The sequence below is a fragment of the Fulvivirga sedimenti genome, from assembly GCF_020328055.1.
Window position 1 is genome coordinate 957,903 of record NZ_JAIXNE010000002.1, and the last position, 23,231, is coordinate 981,133.

Here is a 23,231-nt window from a genome sequence, read left to right on the forward strand (position 1 = left end):
TGTAAGATTTTGTATCCAAATGGCAAAAATTGCGTACCATTACATATGCCATTGCGTATTTTCACGATTTTATTCTGCCTTATTGCATGTAAGGCAGCTGTTTTTGGTCAGACCAACTTACCATTCATAGAAATTGAGGGTGAAATACGTGAATCCGATACCAAAGATCCTGTACCCTACGTCCACATCATGAATCCGAATTCCGGACTGGGAACGGTGAGTAATACAGAAGGAAGGTTCTGGATGAAAATGATGCCCTCCGATACAATTCTGTTTTCCGCCATCGGCTATGAAACATATGCTTTCACACTAAATCCTGATCAGAACAGCCGGCGACTTCGAATTGTAATTGAACTAAATACCTCCACTCAGGTCCTTAAGCCAGTTAATATTTTCGCTTATCGCGACGAGGAAAGTCTCAAACAGGCGCTCATTGAACTTGAGGTTCCGGATGATAATCAAAACGTGGCTTTACAAATCCCGGGTGTCCGTACGGGTCCGATGACTGAAAATCCGGTATTTCAGATTGGAGGTCCTTTTTCGTTTTTCCATAACAAATTCAGCCGGGAGGCCAAAGCTTCCAGGAAACTGGAGAAGGACATTGCCACCTACGATTATACAAAAATCCTGAAAGCGAAATACAATGAACAGGTCGTAATGCAACTGACCGGCCTGCCCGAGGACGAGGTTGAGGAATTCATGAATTTCTGCAAGATCGATGAAGCTTATATCTACTCGGCCACTGAATATGATATCGCACTCCTGGTATCAGATTGCCTTAAAAAATTTAACGAACAGCCCGGGGATTAAAAAAAACACCTGCCCTTCCGGACAGGTGTATGCAAGCAAAGAGTTAAATAATTAATTTAATTCAGCCAAACTACTGCATTAATTGGATTTTTACAAACCGATTTTTTGTATGTAATTTGTCCGCATGATGTTACGAAATATCGTGGGTGGCCTTTATACTGGATGGGTGATTTTAGTTTTTACCGTCTTCATGATCATCCTGCTGCCATTCATTCTTTTTCCGGTAATGATCAGTGAAAAGCTGGGATTCATTACCTACGGAGCACTCAAGGTCTGGTCATGGATTTTCAGCATGCTCACCTTCATCCGATATGATGTCTCGGGCCGCGAAAAAGTCAACTGGAAGAATTCATACATATTTGTTTCCAATCACACATCGTTTCTGGATGCACCCGGAATCAGCCTGGGCATTGTGTCTCAATTCAGGCCATTGGCAAAAAAGGAATTAAAGAAAATACCCATTTTCGGATGGATTGTCGCGGCGGCTACCATCGTTGTGGATCGCTCGAGTCCGGAAAGCCGAAAAGCCAGCCTTAATCTTTTGAAAAAAATCCTGAGCCATGGCATATCGATCCTTATCTTCCCTGAGGGAACACAAAACAGGACCGACCAGCCGTTGCAGCCATTTTATGACGGGGCTTTTCGAACTTCATTTCAAACGGCCACGCCTGTAGTACCCATTGTGATTGTGAATGCCGGAAATCTCATGCCACCCGGAACCCTGCGCGTGCGCCCAGGAAGAATAAAGGTAATCTTTGAATCACCCATATCCCCGGAAGATTTTGAAACACCGGCAGCTTTGAGATCACATACCTATGCAACCATGTACAGGATGCTGACCGGAGAAGACCTCCAGGTCACTCAAGCTCAATGACCAGATCATCCTGTTCGACCATTTCTCCGGCCTGAATGTAAATCCTTTTCACTTTCCCATCCCGGGGAGCGCTAACAGTAGATTCCATTTTCATAGCTTCAATAACGAACAGCGGATCACTTTCAGAGATATTTTGCCCTTCCTTCACCTTTACTTCTGCAATTCTACCCATCAGGGGCGAACCTACATGTAAATCACTGCTCACCTTCAGGTGTGCCGGCCTGTCGGATTTAAAATGAATATCCTTCACTTCCAGCACTCGGGTTTGTCCGTTCATTTCAAAATACACCTTACTGATACCCTTCTCATCGGTAGGAGTTGTGTACAATTTTTTAATAATGATCGCCTTACCCTTGCCTATTTCCACGAAGATCTCCTCACTGTCATCCAGTCCGTAGAAGAACGCCTTGGTAGGCAGTCTCCATATTTCACCATACTCCTGCCATGCATGATAGAAATCAGTAAAAACCTTGGGATACAAGCTATATGACAGGAAATCCAGCTCATCGCAGTATTCATCAAACTCCTTCTGGAATGCCTTGAACTCCTTAGTGAAATCTATGGGTTCCAGGTGTTTATTCGGACGGTCTGTAAAAGGCTTATCACCCTTCAGGATGATCTCCGAAATCTTCCCGGGGAAACCGCCAAACGGCTGACCAAGCTCTCCTTTGAACAAACTGTGAACCGACTCCGGAAATGATAATGTATGGCCGCGCTCCAGTACATCCTCTACGGTAAGATTATTCGCAGTCATAAACAGGGCCATGTCTCCCACCACCTTAGATGAGGGGGTCACCTTGACCAGGTCTCCGAATAACTTATTGACAGCCGCATAATTCTTTTTAACCAGCTCAAATTTATCCTCAAGTCCGAGAGATGCTGCCTGTGGCCTGAGGTTGCTGTACTGTCCGCCTGGAATCTCATGATCATAGACTTCGGCAGTTCCGGCTTTTAAACCGGATTCAAAAGGATAATACAACTCCCGCACATCTTCCCAGTAGACGGCAAAATTATTAAGCGAATGAAGATCCATTTTCTGTTCCCTTTCATTGCCTTCCATCGCCGCCAGAAGAGAATTGAAGTTTGGCTGTGAAGTAAGTCCCGACATGGAGGAAATCGCTACGTCAACCACATCCACGCCTCCCGCAATAGCTTCCAGATAGGTCGCGGCCTGTATTGAAGATGTATCATGGGTATGAAGGTGGATCGGAATATCAACAGCCTTTTTTAATGCTGGTATCAGTAAGGCAGCTCCGGAAGGCTTCAGCAATCCCGCCATATCCTTAATCGCCAGGATGTGCGCCCCCTCATCCTCCAGCTGTTTCGCCATATCCAGGTAATACTGAAGATTATATTTGGTATCGGTGTGAGTTACATCACCTGTATAGCAAATGCATGCCTCCGCCAGCGAATCGGTTCGTTCACGTACAGTCCGTATACTTACCTTCATGGCTTCAATCCAGTTCAACGAATCGAAGATTCTGAAAATATCAATTCCATTTTCGGCAGATTTCTCGATAAATTTCTCAATCAGGTTGTCGGGATATGCCTTGTATCCAACCGCATTGGATCCGCGCAATAACATTTGAAAGAGAATATTGGGCATTGCTTCCCTCAACAATTTCAGCCGATCCCATGGGTTTTCGTGGAGAAATCGCATACAGACATCAAAGGTAGCACCACCCCACATTTCAACACTAAAGACCTCCGGATGATTCTTGGCATAACTCTCCGCTACTTTCAGCATATCGATCGTTCGCATCCTTGTTGCCAACAGGGACTGATGCGCGTCGCGAAATGTTGTGTCTGTGAATTGAATCTTCTTCTCCTCACGGAGCCAATTTACAAAGCCTTCCCTTCCGAGCTCATGAAGCCGGTCCCTGCTTCCTTTAGGATAATCCCCCAGACGATCATACACGGGCACTTTCGGCTCCCGGAATTTTTTCGATTTGTCAACTTTCTTAATGTTCGGATTCCCATTCACCGACATATGGCCGATGTAATTTAACAACCGCGTACCCCGGTTCAGCCTCCTGGGCATATCAAACAGCTCCGGATGGTCATTGATGAAGTTTACGGTTGCCTCCCCCCGATAGAATACCGGGTGATTGATTACATTTTCCAGGAATCCGATATTGGTATTTACCCCGCGTATCCGGAATTCGCTTAACGCACGATTCAAGCGCTCTGATGCTCCCTTGAGCGTGCGCCCCCAGGACGAAACCTTTACAAGCAATGAATCAAAAAATGGGGAAATAGTAACGCCTGCATAGCAATTGCCGGCATCGAGTCGTATACCAAAACCACTTGCACTACGATAGGCAATGATGGTTCCGTAATCAGGCTGAAAGTTATTGGAAGGATCCTCCGTCGTAATCCGGCATTGTATGGCGAATCCATTACACTTCACATCATCCTGAGTACGCAGGAAAATACGTCGGTCTGAAAGTTCGAAGCCGCGTGCAATCAGGATCTGACTGCGAACGATATCCACCCCGGTAATTTCTTCTGTAATGGTATGCTCTACCTGAACACGGGGATTTACCTCGATGAAATATACATTTTCCTCGAGATCGACCAGAAACTCCACAGTTCCGACATTATTGTAGGATACACTCCGGGCTATTTTAAGGGCATATTCATAAAGCTTATCCCTGGTTTCCTGTTGCAAGGTGACACTTGGTGCAATCTCCACGACCTTCTGAAAACGGCGCTGTACCGAGCAATCCCGTTCGAACAGGTGTACAGTATTACCGTAATTGTCAGCCATGATCTGCACTTCTATGTGCTTGGGCTGATCAATAAATTTCTCCAGGAATACTGTGTCATCACCGAATGCCTTCAGTGCTTCATTACGGGCCTCTTCATAGGCATTGGCAAGATCTTCACGTTTTCGTACCACACGCATACCCCGACCTCCTCCGCCTGATGCAGCCTTAACCACAACGGGAAAACCAATGCGGTCTGCTTCCTTCTTCGCAATTTCAACGGAGGTAAGTGATTCATCACTATCCTCAATAACCGGGACTTCAGCCGCGCGCGCAATTTTCTTGGCTTCAACCTTATCCCCGAGACGTTCCATTACCTCCGGTTCAGGTCCAACGAAAATGATGCCTTCCTCACGACAACGCCTTGCCAGTTTCACATTTTCCGACAAAAAACCATATCCCGGGTGAATCGCATCCACATTATTTCGTTTCGCTAGAGAAATAATCTCCTCAATATCGAGGTAGGGTTTGAGCGGATCATTATCAGCCCCGATCTGGTACGCCTCATCGGCTTTATATCGATGGAGGGAGTACCTGTCTTCAAAAGTAAAGATGGTGACAGTGCGGATTCTGAGTTCAGATGCCGCACGTAAAATACGTATGGCGATCTCACCCCGGTTGGCGACCATCAGTTTGTTTATTTCTTTTAATTCTGTATTCATGGGAAACGAAGTATTCTAAATGGATGCAAAAGTTACTATATTCGGTTATTAATGACAATTGAATCACCAACCAAGATGATACGAAAAATTTTATTAGTCCTTTTGGTGGCACTCATCGTTATTCAGTTTATTCCAATTGATACAGATGTGCCTGAAGTTGAAGCATCGAAAGACTTTATTGCAATGACCAATCCGCCGCAGGAAGTTAGCATTATACTTAAACAGGCATGCTATGACTGCCATTCCTATGAGACGGTTTACCCGTGGTATTCCAATATCGCCCCTGTGAAATTCTGGCTGAAAGATCATATCAATGACGGTCGGAAGCATTTGAATTTTTCGGAATGGGGCAACTATGAAACAAAACGTCAAAACCACAAGCTTGAAGAGCTCATGGAAGAAGTAGGTGAAGGAGAAATGCCCCTTGACAGCTACACCTGGACACACGAAGAAGCACGACTTACCCAGGATCAGGTAAATTCCCTGGTCAGTTGGGTTAAAAACGGACCTTTTATTTCGACGAAATGAACGAAGAGGAACTGCGATTTTCCGCAAAACCGATCCCTGAAATTTTTCAGTCCTATGCAACCGGAACACTTTTTGACCGATGCATAGAATGTGACCGGTATTTATTGGACAAGGAAATTCCGTATTTTATTGAAAAAGCAATCAAGAAATATGAAGGCCTCAGGGGATATGATGTGATCTTTGAATATGCCATTTGTATCAACTGTGCAGATCAAATGCGTCAGAAAATGTCACTGGAATCGATGCAGAAAATCGGCCAGTTCCTGGAAAAGAATATGAATCAGAAGCGGCGGAATGAGCTTATCGAAGATTTTCCCGATGAACCGGAGAAATGGATCGATGAATGTCTGATCACCGGGGCGTCGAGGGAAGAAACCGCTGAATATCAGATCTACGCACAGTGCATTTATGACCGTCTGCTGCTGCCGGCAATGCCCTATATGATCAGTCATATGGTATTGGACAAACTGGCGAATCTCCTGTCAGATAAAACATTGGGTGAAATGGATGATTTTATCGGGCGGCATTTCGGACCGCCATCGGAATTTGAAGTCGGTCCACGAAAAAAAATTATACTGGTATAATCATCGTGAACCGTCTTTGTATCACCGTAATCCTTCTGATCGTATTGTTTAACCTTGAACGGTGCAGCAGCATTACCCAGGTACAATCTTCCTCAACCACTTACGAGGATAAATATCTCACCCCTAATAAGGTTACCTTCAAATCAACCAGCTGGTTGATCAATGCCCTTGCAACAAATGTATCACAGGAAAGCCGGATCGAACTAACCGAACAGATCTTAAAGCTGACGGAAAAACGAATCGGTGATTCTGTTATGTTCATCACGGCGGCAATAGCAAATGGACTGGCACCCGCTGATATCGATGCCTCTGACGGTAAAATGCTCTCCACTCTTTGTGATAAAAGATTCCGTTACGTGCTTCAGCTTAACCTGGAGGGGAATGAATCGGAAGGTGGGGGATTTTCCATCGGTGCAGACGGAGAGGATAATACCGAAAATTCTGCACGTGTTGAACTGATGGTATTTACGGTACCCGATGGTGAAATGATCTACCACCACAGAATGACCGCTTGGGAAGTTACCCCTTCTGAATCTGATTTTGATGACGACGTGAATCAAATGATCATCAACAGGTCAAATGCCAAAATTCAGAAAGACGCCCTGAACTATGCGATAAAAAAGCTTCAAAAGAAATCGAATTTACCGATCAACTAAGTCGGTAAGTTTACTTTATTCCGCCGATTTTGTATATTATTATCATGTTACGCTGGTCAGTCATATTCCTGATAATTGCCCTGATCGCTGCTGTTTTTGGTTTCGGAAACATCGCAGCCAGTGCTGCAGGCATTGCTAAAGTTCTCTTCTTCGTCTTTCTCATCTTATTTGTCATCTCCCTGGTAAGCAACGCAATTAAGAGATAATTTTTTCCTTTATGGAAAATGACCTGAGTTTGCATCATATCCAAAAAGAGAAAAAGTAAAACTGGATTAAACAAATTCATCATGCACGAATGCTAGGGGCATTTATACTTTTTTAGTACCTTATAGGCATATCCAACTGCTAAAAAATGAAATCTGTCCGACTACTGTTACTGCTGTTTTTAATCCCGTCAATCGCTTTTACTCAGGCAACCGACAAACGCTTAAAAGGCATTGAAAAAGAACTCAATGAATTGCTCGGGAACTGGAAGGCCCCGGGTTTTGCCGTCGCGGTTGTGGAAGGGAATGAGGTAATCTATTCCAACGGATTCGGCCAACGGGATATAGAGAAGGGACTCCCTGTTACGGCGAACACCCTCTTTGCGATCGGATCCTGCAGTAAATCATTTACTTCGGCACTGTTAGGCATTCTTCGCAGTGAAACGGAGCTAACGTTCGATGACCCTCCTGGAAAGTATATCGACGGACTTAAATTCTACAATAATGAAATGAATGACCAGATCACAATTCGGGATCTGATGTGTCACCGCACCGGACTTCCACGGCATGACTATTCCTGGTATTTCTTTCCGACTGACAACCGGGACAGCCTCATGGCCCGAATTGAGTTTCAGGAGCCAACATTCGGTGTACGGGAACAATGGCAATACAATAACTTTATGTTCCTTGCCCAGGGGGTAATTGCAGAAGAAGTCACAGGAAAGTCATGGGAGGATAACATCCGTGAACGATTTTTCAAACCGCTCGGGATGAATACTGCGGCAGTGGATATTAAGGAAATGACCAGCCGTGCAGATTATGCTACCGGATATGAATTGAAAAATGATGAAGTCATTCGCTCCATGGATTATTATGAAATCCGGGGGATGGCACCCGCAGGAAGCATTAACAGCAGCGTGAATGAAATGACAGCATGGCTGAAAGTCTGGATCAACGGTGGCAAATTCAACGGTAAAGAAATCATCCCGGCCGATTATGCACAGGAGGCGATGAGTTCCCAAATGGTCGTTACGGCCGGATTACCTTCGGCAGAGCTTCCGGATGCCTTTCTGGCCAATTATGGGTATGGCTGGTTCCTTTCATCGTACCGGGGCCATTACCGTGTAGAGCATGGCGGCAACATAGATGGCTTTTCAGCCAGCACGTCATTCTTTCCTTCCGACAGTTTAGGGATTGTCGTACTTACCAATCAAAATGGATCGCCCATTCCCGGTATCGTACGAAACCTGGTTGCAGACCGAATGCTGGGTTTGAATAAGATTAACTGGAGCGACCGACTGAAGAAACAGCGTGATGAGCAAATAGCTGCCCAACAGGAAACAGTGAAATCCACCAGTTCTAATCGTAAGGAAAATACGCAACTTTCTCATCCCATAACAGATTATACCGGGAGTTTTGAGAATCCTGCAGCAGGAAAAATCAGGGTGACCTTTAGGAATGATTCACTCTTTGCCAACTCTAATGATGCCTCACTCTGGCTGGAGCATTATCATTACGATGTATTCGAACCACACTTTATAAATAAGTATGGCGTTGATACCACTTCCAGTCTGCTTCGCGTAGTTTATCAAACAGATGCAAGCGGGGATATTTCGGGATTTACGTTAAACATCGAACCTACACTGGACCCTATCCTGTTCAAACGCGCCATCGAAGCCGTTGATATCACCGAGGGAGAACTTCAAAAATATACAGGGGAATATGAATTGGGCGGTATGGTCGCCAGGTTCTTTACGAAAGATGATGAATTACACCTCATTGTTCCAAACCAGCCGGAATATACACTGATTCCCACGGGTGATGATTCCTTTGCGATCAAAGGACTGGACGGGTTCAAGGTGAAGTTTACCGCCAATGACTCCGGCAAAATAACAGAAGCTGTATTTACACAGCCCAATGGCGTATTTGCCGCGAAACGAAAGGAATAGAAATTACTCTGAAGCAGGGGGATAAATGGTTTTCCAGTCATTTTTCATATCGACCACAACCCAACCTTTTTCAGCTGCAATGTCGAGACCCTTATCTAATCCGCCGATGTGTGAATCGCGATCATATGCCCATTCCCTTTCCGCATCGGTGTGATGTATATACATCTGGAATGAAGGACCTTCACGGCCGTCGGTCCACTGAAGCATTTGAAGATCTCCATCTGAATTTCCGAAGGCGGCCAACGGTCTTTTTCCAATGAAATAATGAATCCCGACCGGCTTACCTTCCTTATCGTCAATGAAATTCAGTTCAGGAAGCCGCCTTAGAACAAAGCTATCCCCGGATTCTTCCCATTCCACCTTGATACTGCTTCCCATAACCTGTTCAGGCGGTATACCATAAACGGCCTCGGCCCAGGGGCGCATGAACTCTATACCCCCACCGGAAACGATGAATGTCTTAAAATCATTGGCTCTAAGATAGGCCAGCAATTCCAGCATTGGCTGATAAACCATCTCGGTATATTTTCTGCCCGAAACCGGATGTCGGGCTGTCTCTATCCATTCGGTCACAATTCCTTCAAATTCTGTTGTGGTCATTCCTGCATGCGACGCAGCAACAATCTTTAGTAATCCTCCCATTCCAAATCCGGAAACCGTCTTGACGTCTCCGCGAATGGCGGCAGACATCAACGAATCACCCTGCCATTCAGGATGCTGGTCTGCCAATTGTTTTACGCGGTCGAAAGCGAAAATAAGCTGAAAATATACCGGTTGCTCTGCCCACAGTGTGCCATCATTATCGAAGGTCGCAATACGGTCTGCGGGCGGCACATAATTCGCCCCGCCTTCATTCGTCACCGACTCTACAAATTCAATTAAGGCATCCCTGGAGTCACCCTGCCAGGAAGGCAACGGATCTACAGTTTCTATTGTCGTGGCTGAATTTTCACCACAACCTGAAACCAAGAGTAAAATAAAAATATATGGAAACAGAATTCTCAACATGACACTCGCATTTTTCGAATTAGAAAATTACGGATTATTAAGTCGTTCAACACACAAGGGTTGTTGTAAATTCTAAATCCGAACAAAAAAACCCCGGTCATGCGACCGGGGCTCTCCCAAAACTTACTTAAACATGTTATCAACCAGCATTAATTTAGCAATGACCATGCCAGATTATGAGGTAATGGCAGCCAGCAAATCATGTTGGGTAACAATATGAACCTCATCATTATTATCCCGCACGAGCACTGCCTTCGTATTTTTATTCATCATCGATGACAACACATCCAGGGTATTATCCATCGCCACGAATGGCATCGGATCATCCATGATATTATCAACCGGTTCATCCTTGCATTCAGGTCTTTCAACAAGTGTTTCCAGAATTTTCCCTGTGGTTATACTCCCGACAAAATGATCTCCATCCACCACCGGCACCTGGTCTATACCGTTGGAATTTAACATTCTGATCACATCGCCCACTCGCGTTTCCCTGGAAACGGTAAATAACTGGTCCCGTCCATTCTTTCCGGTAATGATATCCTTGGCAGTGGCAAAATCCCGGGCTTCATAAAACCCATGATCCTTCATCCAGTTGTCGTTGTAGATCTTACCCAGGTAACGTGTTCCATGATCAGGTAAAATAATGACCATCATGTCATCGTCTGACAAATGTTCCCGCGCATATTCCAATGCACCGTGCACAGCAGATCCGCAGGACCAGCCAACAAATAATCCCTCCTCGCGGGCCAGTCTCCGCGTCATTATGGCGCCGTCCTTATCCGTCACCTTTATGAAGTGATCGATCAGATCAAAATCAACATTCTTGGGTAATATATCTTCGCCGATCCCTTCGGTAAGGTAGGGATAGATTTCATTCTCATCGAATACTCCTGTTTCCTTATATTTCTTGAATACCGAACCATAGGTATCGATCCCCACAGATACCACATCCGGATTTTGCTCCTTCAGATACTTCGCCGTTCCACACATGGATCCTCCCGTTCCAACCCCTGCGGCATAATGCGTGATTTTACCTTCGGTTTGCTGCCAGATCTCAGGACCTGTGGTTTCGTAGTGTGCAAGGGTATTTGAAAGATTATCGTACTGGTTCGGATAGAAAGAGTTGGGGATATCCTGGTTCAACTTCCTTGCAACTGAATAATAGGACCTAGGATCATCTGACGCCACGTTTGTCGGGCAGACGATTACCTCTGCACCTACGGCACGAAGAATGTCTATTTTCTCCTGTGATTGTTTATCGGCAAGAGTAAAAATACACTTGTAACCCTTGGCAATGGCCGTTAGCGCAAGACCCATTCCCGTATTTCCGGAAGTACCTTCAATGATGGTTCCTCCCGGCTTCAACCGGCCGTCTTTTTCAGCGTCTTCGATCATTTTTAACGCCATCCGGTCTTTCATGGAATTTCCCGGGTTAAAATATTCAACTTTCACAAGAATGGTACCCCTGATCCCCCGGTTCACATTATTGAGCCTGACAATTGGAGTGTTACCAATGGTTTCGATGATTGAATTGTAGTACATGGAAGGTATTTATTTCATTAACAAAAGTAGCAAGAAATACGTGCATTTCAGGGATTCGCTTTATCCCTGTTTGCCTGCGAGTAAATAGAGAACGGCCATTCGTACCGCCACTCCGTTTTCAACCTGTTCAAGAATTATGCTATGATCCGAATCGGCCACATCGCTGTTTAGTTCGACTCCCCGATTGATTGGTCCTGGGTGCATGATGGTAATTTGATGATCAATTTCACTCAGAAGTCTCTTATTAATACCGTAATACAGGCTATACTCCCTCAGTGAAGGGAAATATTTAATTTGCTGACGCTCCAACTGAATGCGCAGGACATTGGCCACATCACACCATTGCAGGGCCTTTTTCACATCAAGTTCAACGCGAACCCCCAGTTCTGCAATATATTTGGGAAGCAGCGTATTCGGTCCGCATACCATTACCTGAGCCCCCATCTTTTTTAGAGCAAAAATATTTGATATCGCCACTCGTGAATGAAGAATGTCTCCAATGATCGCTACTTTGAGATTATCGAGGGTTCCGTATTTTTCCAGGATCGAGAATGTATCGAGGAGTGCCTGGGTAGGATGTTCATGTGTGCCATCTCCGGCATTTACAATATTAGCGTCGATATGCTTGGCCAGAAAATGAGGTGCGCCCGGACTACTGTGGCGCATGACCACCATATCCACCTTCATTGCCAGAATGTTGTTCACTGTGTCCAGGAGTGTCTCTCCCTTTTTCACCGAACTGCTGGAAGATGAGAAGTTTATTACATCCGCCGACAATCGTTTTTCAGCAAGTTCAAAAGAAAGCCGGGTACGGGTGCTGTTTTCGAAAAAGACATTGGCGATTGTAATGTCTCTGAGTGATGGAACTTTCTTGATGGGCCGGTTGATGACTTCCTTGAAACTTTTTGCCGTCTGGAAAATCAAATCCATATCCGCTTTTGTGATATCCTTGATTCCCAGTAAATGCTTCTGACTCAGTTGCGACATTTTATTTCAATTCCTTATTGATCAACCAGATTTTGTTTGTTTTATGACCTTGTGTCTTCCATTCCACCAGAACACGTTGTGATTCCATGGTATTCACGCTCCGCCCGATATAGTCTGCCTCAATAGGAAGTTCACGGGTATATTTACGATTTATTAAAACGAGCAACTCGACTTTTCGCGGCCGGCCGAAGGCAATCATGGCATCAAGGGCTGCCCTCACCGAGCGACCTGTAAAAAGGACATCATCGATTAGTACCACATTTTTATCCTCGATGATGAAGGAAACCCTGGTTGCATTTGCTTTCGCCGGGGTATCTCTCCTGCGAAAATCATCCCTGTGAAACGTTGTGTCGAGATACCCGAGGGGGATTTTGTTATTTGTTTCCTTTTCAAGCGTATGATGCACCAACTCAGCCAGATAAACTCCGCGAGGCTGAAGACCCAAAATGACCGAATCATTAAAATTACCGTGATTTTCAATCAGTTGCTGACATAACCGGTTGATGGTTATATCCAGAAGCGGGCTATCTAATATTAGTTTGCGCTGCATGGCTGGACAAATATAGGAAAAGTTCAAATAGATATCAGTGGAAAAATTGCCTATCAGGAAGATGTTGAATTCTCCTACTCAATAAATTTTCTAAGGAATGATTCAGACACCCTGTTCCACTTATCCAGGTGCATCGCGCGTTCGTCGTTGAGTTGTTCACTAAGCTCATCCAGGTTTCTGGCCGAATCATTTATGCCCCTCACAAGCTCATTATAACGATCTGTAAGAATTTTGCGCTGATCAGCGGATGATTCGGAATCCAGTTTTCCTTTGAGGGTTTTCAGTTCCTTCAGGGAAAGGTAATAATCTACCATCGGCTGAAGCCTTACACTTGCCTCGTCCTGGTAAAATCGCAGGTTTTCTGCAGCGGCCGACTTAAGTGTTCTGTCACCCTTGTATGCGCCTGCCCGCTCGAGACTTTCAAGCCCAGTTTGGGCCATGGCTTCAAGCGTTCTTCGTTCAGCATTGATGGCATCTGCCTCTTGCTTTTCAACAGCCCTGAACATCTGAAGTTCCTGCTGATAGGCATTGAAAAAGGTGAGATATATACGGTTGTAATAACCAAAGGTATCGTTTAACTCCTTCAACTTCTGTGCAAACTTGTCATCAGAATTAACAAGCCGGATCCCGAACTTTTTGGCGAATTCCTCCTCCGACTTCTTCATTGCCCGAGCAGCGGCACTCATTCGGACGTACGCCTCTTCCTGTGCACGAAGGTAGGTTTCCATCTTGTCATAACTATCCCTGGAAATACGTTCCATATCAACAATCCGGGCATAATCCTCGCGGACCACATCATAGCTTATATCAAGGAATCTCACAACCGAATCACGTAGTGCAGAATTTCCCCGATGCGGTGGCATCCTGCGAATCTCATTTCGTGCTTCACGGATTTCCCCCAGGAGTGATGTTCTCTGCTTGTCAATAAGATCTGCAGGCTGTCCCTGCGCAAGAGCACGGGCAAATTCCCACTGCTGTTTTAACACGGGCTCATAGGCGTCATTGATCTCCTCCAGGTATGCAAGAGGCTGTCCGTCCTGTCCGAGTGCAGCAGCCGAAATGAAAAATAAAAGGACTAAAATTCGCAGCATTCGTGTGAAATTACCATTTTAGATGACGATTTAAAAGCGTGATCCGTCGATCATGTTTTTGCCCCATATTTACAGCCACGAATATTTCCACCATGGATCCATTAAAATTCCCGATCGGACCGTTCAGTATCAGGGAAACCAACCGTCCCAGAGCTGAACGCATTGAAGATATCCGTAATTTTCCCGAGCAAATCAAAAACCTGATAGAGCCACTGCAGCCCGAAGGATTGCATTATACCTATCGTCCCGGTGGGTGGACAATCCAGCAGCTCATTCATCATTGCGCCGATAGTCATATGAATGCAGTAATACGATTCAAACTTGCTCTTACCGAAGATCAGCCAACTATTCTTCCATACCGACAATCAGCATGGGCAGAACTATACGATACACAGAAAGTAGATATCTGGTGGTCTGTCCGCCTTCTGGAAGGGCTCCATAAACGATGGACTGCACTGCTTGAAAATATGACCGAAGCAGAGTTCTCACGTACGTATATTCATCCGGAACACGCGCACAGCATCTTTACGCTGGATGAAGCCACGGCACAATACAGCTGGCATTGCAGGCACCATCTGGCTCACCTGCAACTTGCCATCAATCAAAATTCCTGATTACATATTCCGTCGATACTGGCCGCCCACCTCGAACAGAGAATGCGTGATCTGGCCCAACGAACAGATTTTTGCGGCTTCCATTAATTCAGAAAAAATATTTTTATTCTGAATGGCTGATTCCTGAACATGTTTCAGTGCCTTTCCGATATTATCCCGATGATGATCGTGCAAGTTTCTGAGCATGGAAATCTGGTACTCCTTTTCCTCCCTTGTCGCACGGATCACTTCGCCTGGAATAATAGTTGGCGAACCCTTCGAGCTTAAGAAAGTATTTACACCAATGATGGGATAATCCCCGTTGTGCTTCAGTGTTTCATAATACAGACTTTCTTCCTGGATCTTGCTGCGCTGATACATGGTTTCCATGGCTCCTAATACTCCACCGCGTTCGGTAATTCTGTCGAACTCGAGCAGTACAGCTTCTTCTACCAGATCGGTAAGTTCTTCAATAACAAATGACCCCTGCAGTGGATTTTCATTCTTCGCCAGGCCCAGCTCCTTATTTATAATCAGCTGAATGGCCATTGCCCTGCGCACTGACTCCTCTGTAGGGGTGGTAATCGCCTCATCATACGCATTGGTATGAAGGGAATTACAATTATCATAGATGGCATATAAAGCCTGGAGGGTAGTTCGAATATCATTAAAATCAATTTCCTGGGCATGAAGGGACCGGCCTGAAGTCTGAATATGATATTTCAGCATCTGCGATCGCGCGTTCGCGCCATATTTATCCCTCATAGCCTTCGCCCATATCCTACGTGCTACCCGGCCGATTACAGCGTATTCCGGGTCGATCCCGTTGGAAAAGAAAAATGAAAGATTCGGGGCGAATTTATTAATATCCATTCCTCTGCTGAGGTAGTACTCAACATATGTAAACCCATTGGCAAGCGTGAAGGCCAGCTGCGTGATCGGATTTGCACCTGCCTCGGCAATGTGATAGCCCGATATGGATACACTGTAGAAATTTCGAACATTATTTTCAATAAAATATTCCTGCACATCGCCCATCAGGCGCAACGCAAACTCTGTGGAGAAAATGCACGTGTTTTGCGCCTGATCCTCTTTAAGAATATCCGCCTGAACAGTCCCCCGCACAGCACTAAGCGTCTCTTTTTTGATCTTCTCATATATATCAGCGGGTAAAACCTGATCCCCGGTTACGCCAAGGAGCATGAGTCCGAGACCATCATTTCCTTCAGGAAGATCCCCCTGGTAGGCAGGTCTCTCCTTGCCCTTATAAATGGCCTTAATCTTCGCTTCAACTTCCTCTTCCAAACCATTCTCCTGAATGTAGAGTTCACATTGCTGATCAATGGCTGCATTCATGAAATATGCCAACAGCATCGGGGCCGGACCATTGATGGTCATCGAAACCGAAGTGCCGGGATCAGCAAGGTTGAAGCCTGAATACAACTTCTTGGCATCATCTAGACAGCATATGGATACGCCTGAATTCCCGATTTTCCCATAGATATCCGGACGGTAATCAGGATCGTTACCGTACAGCGTTACCGAATCAAACGCAGTGGAAAGCCGCTTTGCCGGCATATCCAGACTTACATAATGAAATCTCCGGTTGGTTCGTTCCGGTCCGCCTTCACCAGCGAACATGCGCGTAGGATCTTCACCTTCGCGTTTGAAGGGATAGATACCAGCCGTATATGGAAATTCCCCCGGGACATTTTCCTGCAATAACCATTTTAACAGGTCGCCCCAGGCTTCATATCTCGGCAGCGCCACCTTCGGTATTTGAAGATGGGACAAAGATTCTGAATGCGTTTTAATCGAAATCTCCCTATCCCGCACCTGGAAAGTGTACACATCATCCTTATATTTCTTCACTTTACCCGGAAACTCTTTCAGGAGCTGATCATTGCGTTTATCGAAATCCAACGCAAACTTATCATAGGTCCCGCGCAGGGATTTCAGCAATTCCGGATCACCGTCATTTTCTTCCAGCAACTTAATGGATACATGCAGTCCGTAAAGTTTTTGCGCCAGTGCAGACTGATGCTCAACCCATTCGTCATAGGAACGATTGCTCTCGGCGATTTCACTAAGGTATCGGGTTCGTTTCGGTGGAATGACCCATATTTTTTCAGACATCTCACCGCTTCGCTCAAAATTGGATTTCAACGGTGCTTCGGTCCTTTCTGAAATAACATCCATCAGCTTCATATAAAGCTGATTCATTCCGGGGTCATTAAACTGGGAGGCAATAGTGCCATAAACGGGGAGATCCTCATCGTTAGCATCCCACAGGTTATGATTGCGCTTGTACTGTTTCTTCACATCCCGCAACGCATCCAGTGCACCTCGCTTATCGAATTTATTGATGGCAATAACATCTGCAAAATCCAGCATGTCGATCTTCTCAAGCTGTGTTGCCGCACCATATTCCGGGGTCATCACATAAAGGGAGACATCTGAATGATCCGTGATTTCCGTATCCGATTGACCGATACCTGAAGTTTCCAGGATGATCAGATCAAATGCCGCCGCCTTAAGCACCTGGATCGCCTCATTCACATGCCTGGACAGGGCGAGGTTAGACTGACGTGTGGCCAGGGAACGCATGTATACCCGTTCATTATTTATTGCATTCATTCGAATACGGTCGCCAAGCAACGCGCCTCCTGTCTTACGTTTTGAGGGGTCCACTGAAACGATCGCTAATTTCTTATCTTCAAAATCCAGCAGGAATCGCCTCACCAGCTCATCAACAAGCGAAGATTTTCCCGCCCCGCCGGTACCGGTGATTCCCAACACAGGCACTTTTACCTTGCTGGCGATCTGATGTACTTCTTTAAGCTCCGGCTCAGCTTTTTCAGGGAAATTTTCCGCCGCCGAGATCAGATGCGCGATTGCCTGTACATCTTTCTCCTTCAAATGAGAGACTTCACCATTCAGATTCATACCCGTAGGAAAATCACTCTGCTGCACCAGGTCGTTGATCATACCCTGAAGCCCCAGTGACCGCCCGTCATCGGGTGAATAGATACGTGTAATACCATAGGCATGCAACTCGGCAATTTCATCCGGAAGTATCACGCCACCGCCGCCGCCGAAGATCTTAATATGACCAGCCCCCCTTTCTTTCAGAAGGTCGTGCATATATTTAAAATATTCCATATGCCCGCCCTGATAGGATGTCATAGCGATGGCCTGGGCATCCTCCTGAATGGCTGTATTTACAACCTCCTCAACACTTCTGTCGTGCCCCAGGTGTATCACCTCGCAACCTGTGGCCTGGATGATCCGGCGCATAATATTGATCGCTGCATCATGCCCGTCGAACAAACTGGCTGCAGTGACAATTCGAATTTTATTTTTAGGCTTGTATGGTTTGGTATCTTTCATCAGGTATCTCTAAAATTGCGCCAAAATTACAGATTATCACCTGATTTTACTAACAATCATTAGTTAGCCTGCCCTTCCTGAACAATTGATCTTATTTGGAGAAAAGCGTTTCTGTTTTTTTCTGTCTGAAGGTTTCGCAGCAAGCTCTCCTTTTCACGCTGGGTAAGCCGCCACGATAACGAAGCCCGTTGGGCATTTTCCATCCTGAGACTATCTGCAACGGAAAGGTTTTCCTTTGATAACTCATCCGGAATATACTGAATATCAATTCGGTCGAAAGGCACCTTCATCCAGCTATTGGCATATTCAACCTGGGTATCATTGGTGATATCCTGCATACTTTCAAAATTCTGGTAAATCGTACTGATGGGCAATGTGATCCGATCGAAAAGTGAAAGAGAATTACGCGGCAGCACTTCAGGGTTTTTGTCGGAATCACGAATCGAAATAAGCAGCACTCCACTGGTATTTCGGGCAATCCACTCCCTGAATACAAACATGAACCGGACTGCATCCGAAATCCCAAAATTATCATTGACGCCGGCATCCATAATTTCAAGCGCAGGTTCACTTGGCAACGTTACGTTCGGTGTGATATAGGGGAAAGTGGCATTCATCCGCAGAGCACTTAAAAACCGCAGATCTTCACCCCCCACGCTTTCAAAAAACCGCTGGAATTCAATTCCTGTAACTTTTTCTTCCGGATAATTATTCGTCACCGGATTCACCATATAGGAAATATGTTGTGGGGAAATGTAAAGCTTTCGTCCGTCATTCACGATCGTCGGCGCCAGAATCATCATTGGAATCAGGGCCTGCTGCTCAGGTTCTTTGAAGGCGTGGAGCGATTTATCAAAAAGCTTTCCGGTATTTTTATTAAGCTGTTCCTCAAAGGAAAAACCCCGGTCTCGGGCATATCTGTATCCTCCGTACTCAAATTTTCGCCACCCCGAAAAGAGATCATTCATTAAAAAACTAAAAATAACTGCATTGAGGTTATCCCTTCCGAGCTGTTCACGAAACATGGGATCATCCCTGTTCTCCAACTGACCAATCTTTTGCTGATAGATCAACTCACGAAAATATGCAGCGCCAATAAGTCCGCCCGAAGCACCCGTGATCAGCATCGTCTGCTCCATAAATTTTCCGCTGGTCTGATGATCAATTTCATCGAGTACGTTATAAGACCAAAGAGCAGCCCGCTGGCCCCCGCCACTGACGCAAACAAAGATCATTTTTGGGGGACGATTAAATTTCGCCCTCCAGTTGTTCAGTATTTCAACCGTTTCAAGACTGTCCTTTCTGAACATTGCCGGCTTAGTCATACTCCGGATTTGTTTATCGGAATAAACCGGTTTTTCCTCAACTGAATAGTTCAGGCCATATGCCTTATACGTCTTTTCAAGCACATTCTGCTGAACCATGAAATTAACCACGAACAAAAGCACTAATGCTGCGGTACCTGCCCAGCTTCCGAACCAGTATGAAAATGCGCCGGTAAACATGACAAAAATGGTAATAAGAATTACCGTACTGGCCGCGGCAGGAATCTGAAATACCGGGTAGTCATTAAAGACCCCGATAAACAGGAGGATAAGAAACAAGACCAACTCTACGGTTACCAGATTCAGGTGATTCTGATCAAAAACCTGGAGAATAGTAGCCTTATCATAGAACCCTTCATTGTTCGGCACCTTTCGGAAATCAAAATTCCTGTCAATGAATGTATCTACACGCAACTGCCGCTTCCGTGCAAGCTGCAATTTTTTCATAGCGCTCGCCCTTGTAACAGTAATATTCTCCTTCAGTTTTTCATCCACCTTGCACACTACATATCTGAAAATATCCTTGTTGGTGAACCGGATGTAGACATAAAACGCTATGGTCATAAGACTGAAGCCAGTAATGATCCCCAGGATGTAAATCAGAAGCGTTGATCCTTCGGTAAATTCATTGGTGATCTGATACTGCACAACCAGAACCATATAAGCAATCATGAAGGAAAGGGGTATGAGACTGTTGTTTACAGAAAAGGTGAAGAACGGCTGACTAACCGTACCGATGAATGAAAACCGCGGTCCGTCGAGGATGTACGAGGTTATGTGAAAGATCATGGACAAACCGGCAAAAACAGCTCCCATAGCCAGGAAACTAAAAAACCCTACATCATCAAGGTAAACCGGATCAAGAAACAGGTAGGGGACCCCGAGATAGTTGCCGAAATTTCCGGATATAATCGCAAACAGAAACACCCACCACAGCAACAACATCTGGTTTCGCTTGAAGTGGTTCAGCAACAACTGAACAGGCAGCGAATACCAGAGAAGCTCTGCTAGAATCTTGATCTGTTTCATAGAAATGCGACCATACTTTGTTTAATGTATCATTTTTTTCTGGATCCCGCATATAGTTCATACTCAAGTAAACGACATTCAATGCGTGCATTCAGAAAAGGTGTTCTGCTACTCGTACGCAGGCCAACTTTTTTGGCGAGATCGGGATTTCCTGTAAAAACATACCCTTTTTTACCTTTACCCCTCGATTTAAAGAAATCACCTATATCCTTATATACCTTTTCCAATGCATTGGTTACTCCCAATCGTTCGCCATATTCCGGATTAAGGATTATAATCCCCTCTCCTTCGGGAATGGAAGTTTCGGTAAAATTACAATGCTCAAAAGTGATCATCTCCTCAACACCCGCCGCACGGGCATTCATTTGCGCATCCCGGACAGCCTGCTGGTCATGATCCGAAGCAATAATAACGGGTGCGGTTTTTTCACCGCCGCTGACGTCGGACCTAACCTTATCCCAAACTTCCTGCCGATACGCGTTGCAATGCATGAACCCAAAGTTTGAACGGAAACTTCCCGGGGCAATATTTCGCGCCATAAGGGCCGCCTCGATGGCGATTGTTCCACTACCGCACATGGGATTGATAAAGGCAGAGCGCGTGTCCCAGCCGGTCGACATCACCACGGCGGCTGCCAGCGACTCCATCATCGGGGCTTTGCCTGGAATTTTACGGTATCCATGCTTTGCGATCGTTTCTCCGGAAGTGTCCAAATACACAGCAACGGTGGGTCCCACCCAGTGTAAATAAATGACTGTTCCTGACATATCCGGACCGGAATCAGGCCTAACCCCGTTCTTTTCGTTCATACGGTCGACAATCGCATCCTTCATCTTCATGAATGCGAACCTGTTATCACGTATGAAGTCGTTCTTCACATAGCCATGTATACTTAAATAGCCGTCTTTTGGGATGATTTTCTCCCAGGGAACACGCAATAGTTCCCTGTAAAGTATATCGGGCCCGGCTGCCTGAAATTCATCGATCAGCAAGAGTACACGGTTAGCGGTACGAAGGTTGAGATTCAATCTCATCGTATCTTCGAGATTGCCCTGCAACCACACAGCGGTGCGTTCAACGCGCTCTATCTGGAAGCCAAGATGAGATACTTCCTTTTCGAGGTATTCAGTGAGATATGGAAAACACTGAATAATTATGCGCTGCCTGAGTTTATTTTGCACAATTTTTTCGTTATGGTTGAGTTTTGATTTAAAATTTAATCCGTAAATTAAAATTTCATTACCCAACCTAATTAAAATTAAATACTATGTTTAAAAAAGTTACTAAAATAAGCTCGCTCGTCCTGCTGTTCGGAGGAATTGTATTTTCTTCATGTGCTCCGAAATACACAGCCAGTTTCAATAACTCCAGGGAGTTCTATAAGGATGAAAAGCAGGTGGTAAAAACGGATGATCAGAAGACCATTAAAGAAGAAAATGTGTCTGAAATCAAACCCGAAGAAACCATGGTTGCCAGCACCAATAAAAGTGTTGTAGCGCAACTCGCAGAAATTCCGTCCATAAAAAAGATCGTTGAGGAACATAAGGAAAATGTTGCCAACCTGAAATCTTCAGAACTTGATCAGAAGGAACTCAAGAAAGAAATCCGCAAGGAAGAAAAACGTGCACACAAAGAGGTGAAGAAACAGCTCGTGCGCGAGATCAAAGAAATTAAGAGTGTAAAGGATACCGATTCTTCACAGGCAATGAATAAAAAAGTTTTCATTGGTATTGTGATCGCCGCAGCCGGTATTGTTATCGCTATCCTTGCTTCTGGTGGTCTGGGTGCCGTAGCCATTATCGTTGGTGTGGGTCTGATTGCCTGGGGATTAATTGAACAGGGAGGCGTATAAATCCTTTCTGAAGAAATAAAAAAAGCGCTGTTCCCACAGCGCTTTTTTTATGTCCTTATTTGATGAATCAGATATTTTCCGATGAAACTTTAGCGGAAAAATACTCACGGTTCATCCGGGCAATATTCTCAAGCTTGATACCTTTAGGGCACTCAGCAGAACAAGCGCCAGTATTGGTACATGCACCAAACCCTTCAGCATCCATCTGTGCAATCATCTTCTCTGCACGTGATTTTCGCTCTACCTGTCCCTGTGGAAGCATTGCCAGCTGGGAAATTTTAGCCGAGGTGAACAGCATAGCAGATGCATTCTTACATGCAGCTACACAAGCCCCGCAACCGATACAGGTTGCTGCATCAAATGCCTCATCCGCAATTGCCTTTGGAATAGGTATTTCATTAGCATCGGGTACGCCTCCTGTATTCACCGAAACATATCCCCCCGCCTGAATAATTCTATCGAAAGAACCACGGTCCACAACAAGATCCTTCACAACCGGAAATGCCTTTGCGCGCCATGGTTCTACTGTGATAGTATCCCCGTCACTAAAGCTTCGCATATGTAGCTGGCAGGTTGTGGTCTGTTTTGGTCCGTGAGGTTTACCATTGATATACATACTGCACATTCCACAAATACCTTCACGGCAATCATGATCGAAATGGACAGGATCTTCTCCTTTTTTTACCAGGTCTTCGTTCAGGACATCAAACATTTCCAGAAAAGACATATCCGGCGATACATCGTCCAGATTATAGGTTACAAATCCGCCTTTATCACTGGCGTTTTTCTGTCTCCAAACTTTTAATGTAATCTTCATACTTAAATAT

At 45.2% G+C, this 23,231-nt stretch carries 19 protein-coding genes; 9 read left to right on the forward strand and 10 right to left on the reverse strand.

What is annotated here, in order from left to right; translation table 11 throughout:
* The first annotated feature begins 45 nt into the window (after positions 1–45).
* Both LDX50_RS10610 and LDX50_RS10615 read left to right on the forward strand, forming a co-directional pair.
* Positions 46–810, forward strand: coding sequence for a carboxypeptidase-like regulatory domain-containing protein (locus LDX50_RS10610; RefSeq protein ID WP_225698424.1), 765 nt, complete (start codon positions 46–48; stop codon positions 808–810).
* 124 nt (positions 811–934) lie between these two features.
* Positions 935–1,684, forward strand: a complete 750-nt coding sequence (locus LDX50_RS10615) for a lysophospholipid acyltransferase family protein (protein WP_225698425.1) — start codon at positions 935–937, stop codon at positions 1,682–1,684.
* Here the strand turns inward: LDX50_RS10615 and LDX50_RS10620 are convergent.
* Complete coding sequence (locus tag LDX50_RS10620) at positions 1,668–5,114, reverse strand: pyruvate carboxylase (RefSeq protein ID WP_225698426.1); 3,447 nt, start codon at positions 5,112–5,114, stop codon at positions 1,668–1,670. The genes LDX50_RS10615 and LDX50_RS10620 overlap by 17 nt on opposite strands.
* Before the next feature lie 75 nt (positions 5,115–5,189).
* On the opposite strand from LDX50_RS10620, the gene LDX50_RS10625 reads away from it, so the two are divergent.
* The 5 genes from LDX50_RS10625 to LDX50_RS10645 all read left to right on the forward strand — a co-directional run bounded on the left by LDX50_RS10625 (position 5,190) and on the right by LDX50_RS10645 (position 9,034).
* On the forward strand, positions 5,190–5,642 hold the full coding sequence (locus LDX50_RS10625) for a heme-binding domain-containing protein (protein ID WP_225698427.1): 453 nt from the start codon (positions 5,190–5,192) through the stop codon (positions 5,640–5,642).
* Complete coding sequence (locus LDX50_RS10630) at positions 5,639–6,226, forward strand: hypothetical protein (protein WP_225698428.1); 588 nt, start codon at positions 5,639–5,641, stop codon at positions 6,224–6,226. The genes LDX50_RS10625 and LDX50_RS10630 overlap by 4 nt, the downstream gene beginning before the upstream one ends.
* Before the next feature lie 5 nt (positions 6,227–6,231).
* Positions 6,232–6,882: a hypothetical protein gene (locus LDX50_RS10635; protein ID WP_225698429.1), complete on the forward strand. Its 651-nt coding sequence runs from the start codon at positions 6,232–6,234 to the stop codon at positions 6,880–6,882.
* Positions 6,883–6,926: 44 nt separating this feature from the next.
* Positions 6,927–7,088, forward strand: coding sequence for a DUF1328 domain-containing protein (locus LDX50_RS10640; RefSeq protein ID WP_225698430.1), 162 nt, complete (start codon positions 6,927–6,929; stop codon positions 7,086–7,088).
* 146 nt (positions 7,089–7,234) lie between these two features.
* Entirely contained in the window at positions 7,235–9,034 is a 1,800-nt protein-coding gene (locus LDX50_RS10645; RefSeq protein WP_225698431.1) for a serine hydrolase, read from the forward strand.
* 3 nt (positions 9,035–9,037) lie between these two features.
* Here LDX50_RS10645 and LDX50_RS10650 read toward each other — a convergent pair whose 3' ends face one another.
* The 5 genes from LDX50_RS10650 to LDX50_RS10670 all read right to left on the reverse strand — a co-directional run bounded on the left by LDX50_RS10650 (position 9,038) and on the right by LDX50_RS10670 (position 14,215).
* Complete coding sequence (locus tag LDX50_RS10650) at positions 9,038–10,042, reverse strand: HAD family hydrolase (RefSeq protein WP_225698432.1); 1,005 nt, start codon at positions 10,040–10,042, stop codon at positions 9,038–9,040.
* Between the two features lie 174 nt (positions 10,043–10,216).
* A complete protein-coding gene (locus tag LDX50_RS10655; RefSeq protein ID WP_225698433.1) occupies positions 10,217–11,587 on the reverse strand; it encodes a cystathionine beta-synthase in 1,371 nt (456 codons plus the stop codon).
* Positions 11,588–11,647: 60 nt separating this feature from the next.
* Positions 11,648–12,574: an aspartate carbamoyltransferase catalytic subunit gene (locus LDX50_RS10660; RefSeq protein WP_225698434.1), complete on the reverse strand. Its 927-nt coding sequence runs from the start codon at positions 12,572–12,574 to the stop codon at positions 11,648–11,650.
* A 1-nt stretch (position 12,575) separates the two neighbouring features.
* Positions 12,576–13,124, reverse strand: coding sequence for a bifunctional pyr operon transcriptional regulator/uracil phosphoribosyltransferase PyrR (gene pyrR, locus LDX50_RS10665; protein ID WP_225698435.1), 549 nt, complete (start codon positions 13,122–13,124; stop codon positions 12,576–12,578).
* 74 nt (positions 13,125–13,198) lie between these two features.
* Entirely contained in the window at positions 13,199–14,215 is a 1,017-nt protein-coding gene (locus LDX50_RS10670) for an LIC11966 family surface protein (RefSeq protein ID WP_225698436.1), read from the reverse strand.
* A gap of 92 nt (positions 14,216–14,307) precedes the next feature.
* Here LDX50_RS10670 and LDX50_RS10675 point away from each other — a divergent pair, with 92 nt between their 5' ends.
* A complete protein-coding gene (locus LDX50_RS10675; RefSeq protein WP_225698437.1) occupies positions 14,308–14,829 on the forward strand; it encodes a YfiT family bacillithiol transferase in 522 nt (173 codons plus the stop codon).
* Here LDX50_RS10675 and LDX50_RS10680 read toward each other — a convergent pair whose 3' ends face one another.
* The 3 genes from LDX50_RS10680 to LDX50_RS10690 are packed head-to-tail and all read right to left on the reverse strand — an operon-like array spanning position 14,830 to position 21,733.
* The gene (locus LDX50_RS10680) at positions 14,830–18,198 is read right to left on the reverse strand and encodes a methylmalonyl-CoA mutase family protein (RefSeq protein WP_225698438.1); all 3,369 of its coding nucleotides are present in this window, start codon (positions 18,196–18,198) and stop codon (positions 14,830–14,832) included.
* Positions 18,199–18,257: 59 nt separating this feature from the next.
* Entirely contained in the window at positions 18,258–20,552 is a 2,295-nt protein-coding gene (locus LDX50_RS10685; RefSeq protein ID WP_225698439.1) for a patatin-like phospholipase family protein, read from the reverse strand.
* 29 nt (positions 20,553–20,581) lie between these two features.
* The gene (locus LDX50_RS10690) at positions 20,582–21,733 is read right to left on the reverse strand and encodes a THUMP domain-containing class I SAM-dependent RNA methyltransferase (RefSeq protein WP_225698440.1); all 1,152 of its coding nucleotides are present in this window, start codon (positions 21,731–21,733) and stop codon (positions 20,582–20,584) included.
* A gap of 86 nt (positions 21,734–21,819) precedes the next feature.
* On the opposite strand from LDX50_RS10690, the gene LDX50_RS10695 reads away from it, so the two are divergent.
* Positions 21,820–22,404: a TroA family protein gene (locus LDX50_RS10695; protein ID WP_225698441.1), complete on the forward strand. Its 585-nt coding sequence runs from the start codon at positions 21,820–21,822 to the stop codon at positions 22,402–22,404.
* A gap of 67 nt (positions 22,405–22,471) precedes the next feature.
* Here LDX50_RS10695 and LDX50_RS10700 read toward each other — a convergent pair whose 3' ends face one another.
* Positions 22,472–23,221 carry a succinate dehydrogenase/fumarate reductase iron-sulfur subunit gene (locus LDX50_RS10700; protein ID WP_225698442.1) on the reverse strand — a complete coding sequence of 250 codons (750 nt, stop codon included), beginning with the start codon at positions 23,219–23,221 and terminating at the stop codon, positions 22,472–22,474.
* Between the last annotated feature and the right edge of the window lie 10 nt (positions 23,222–23,231).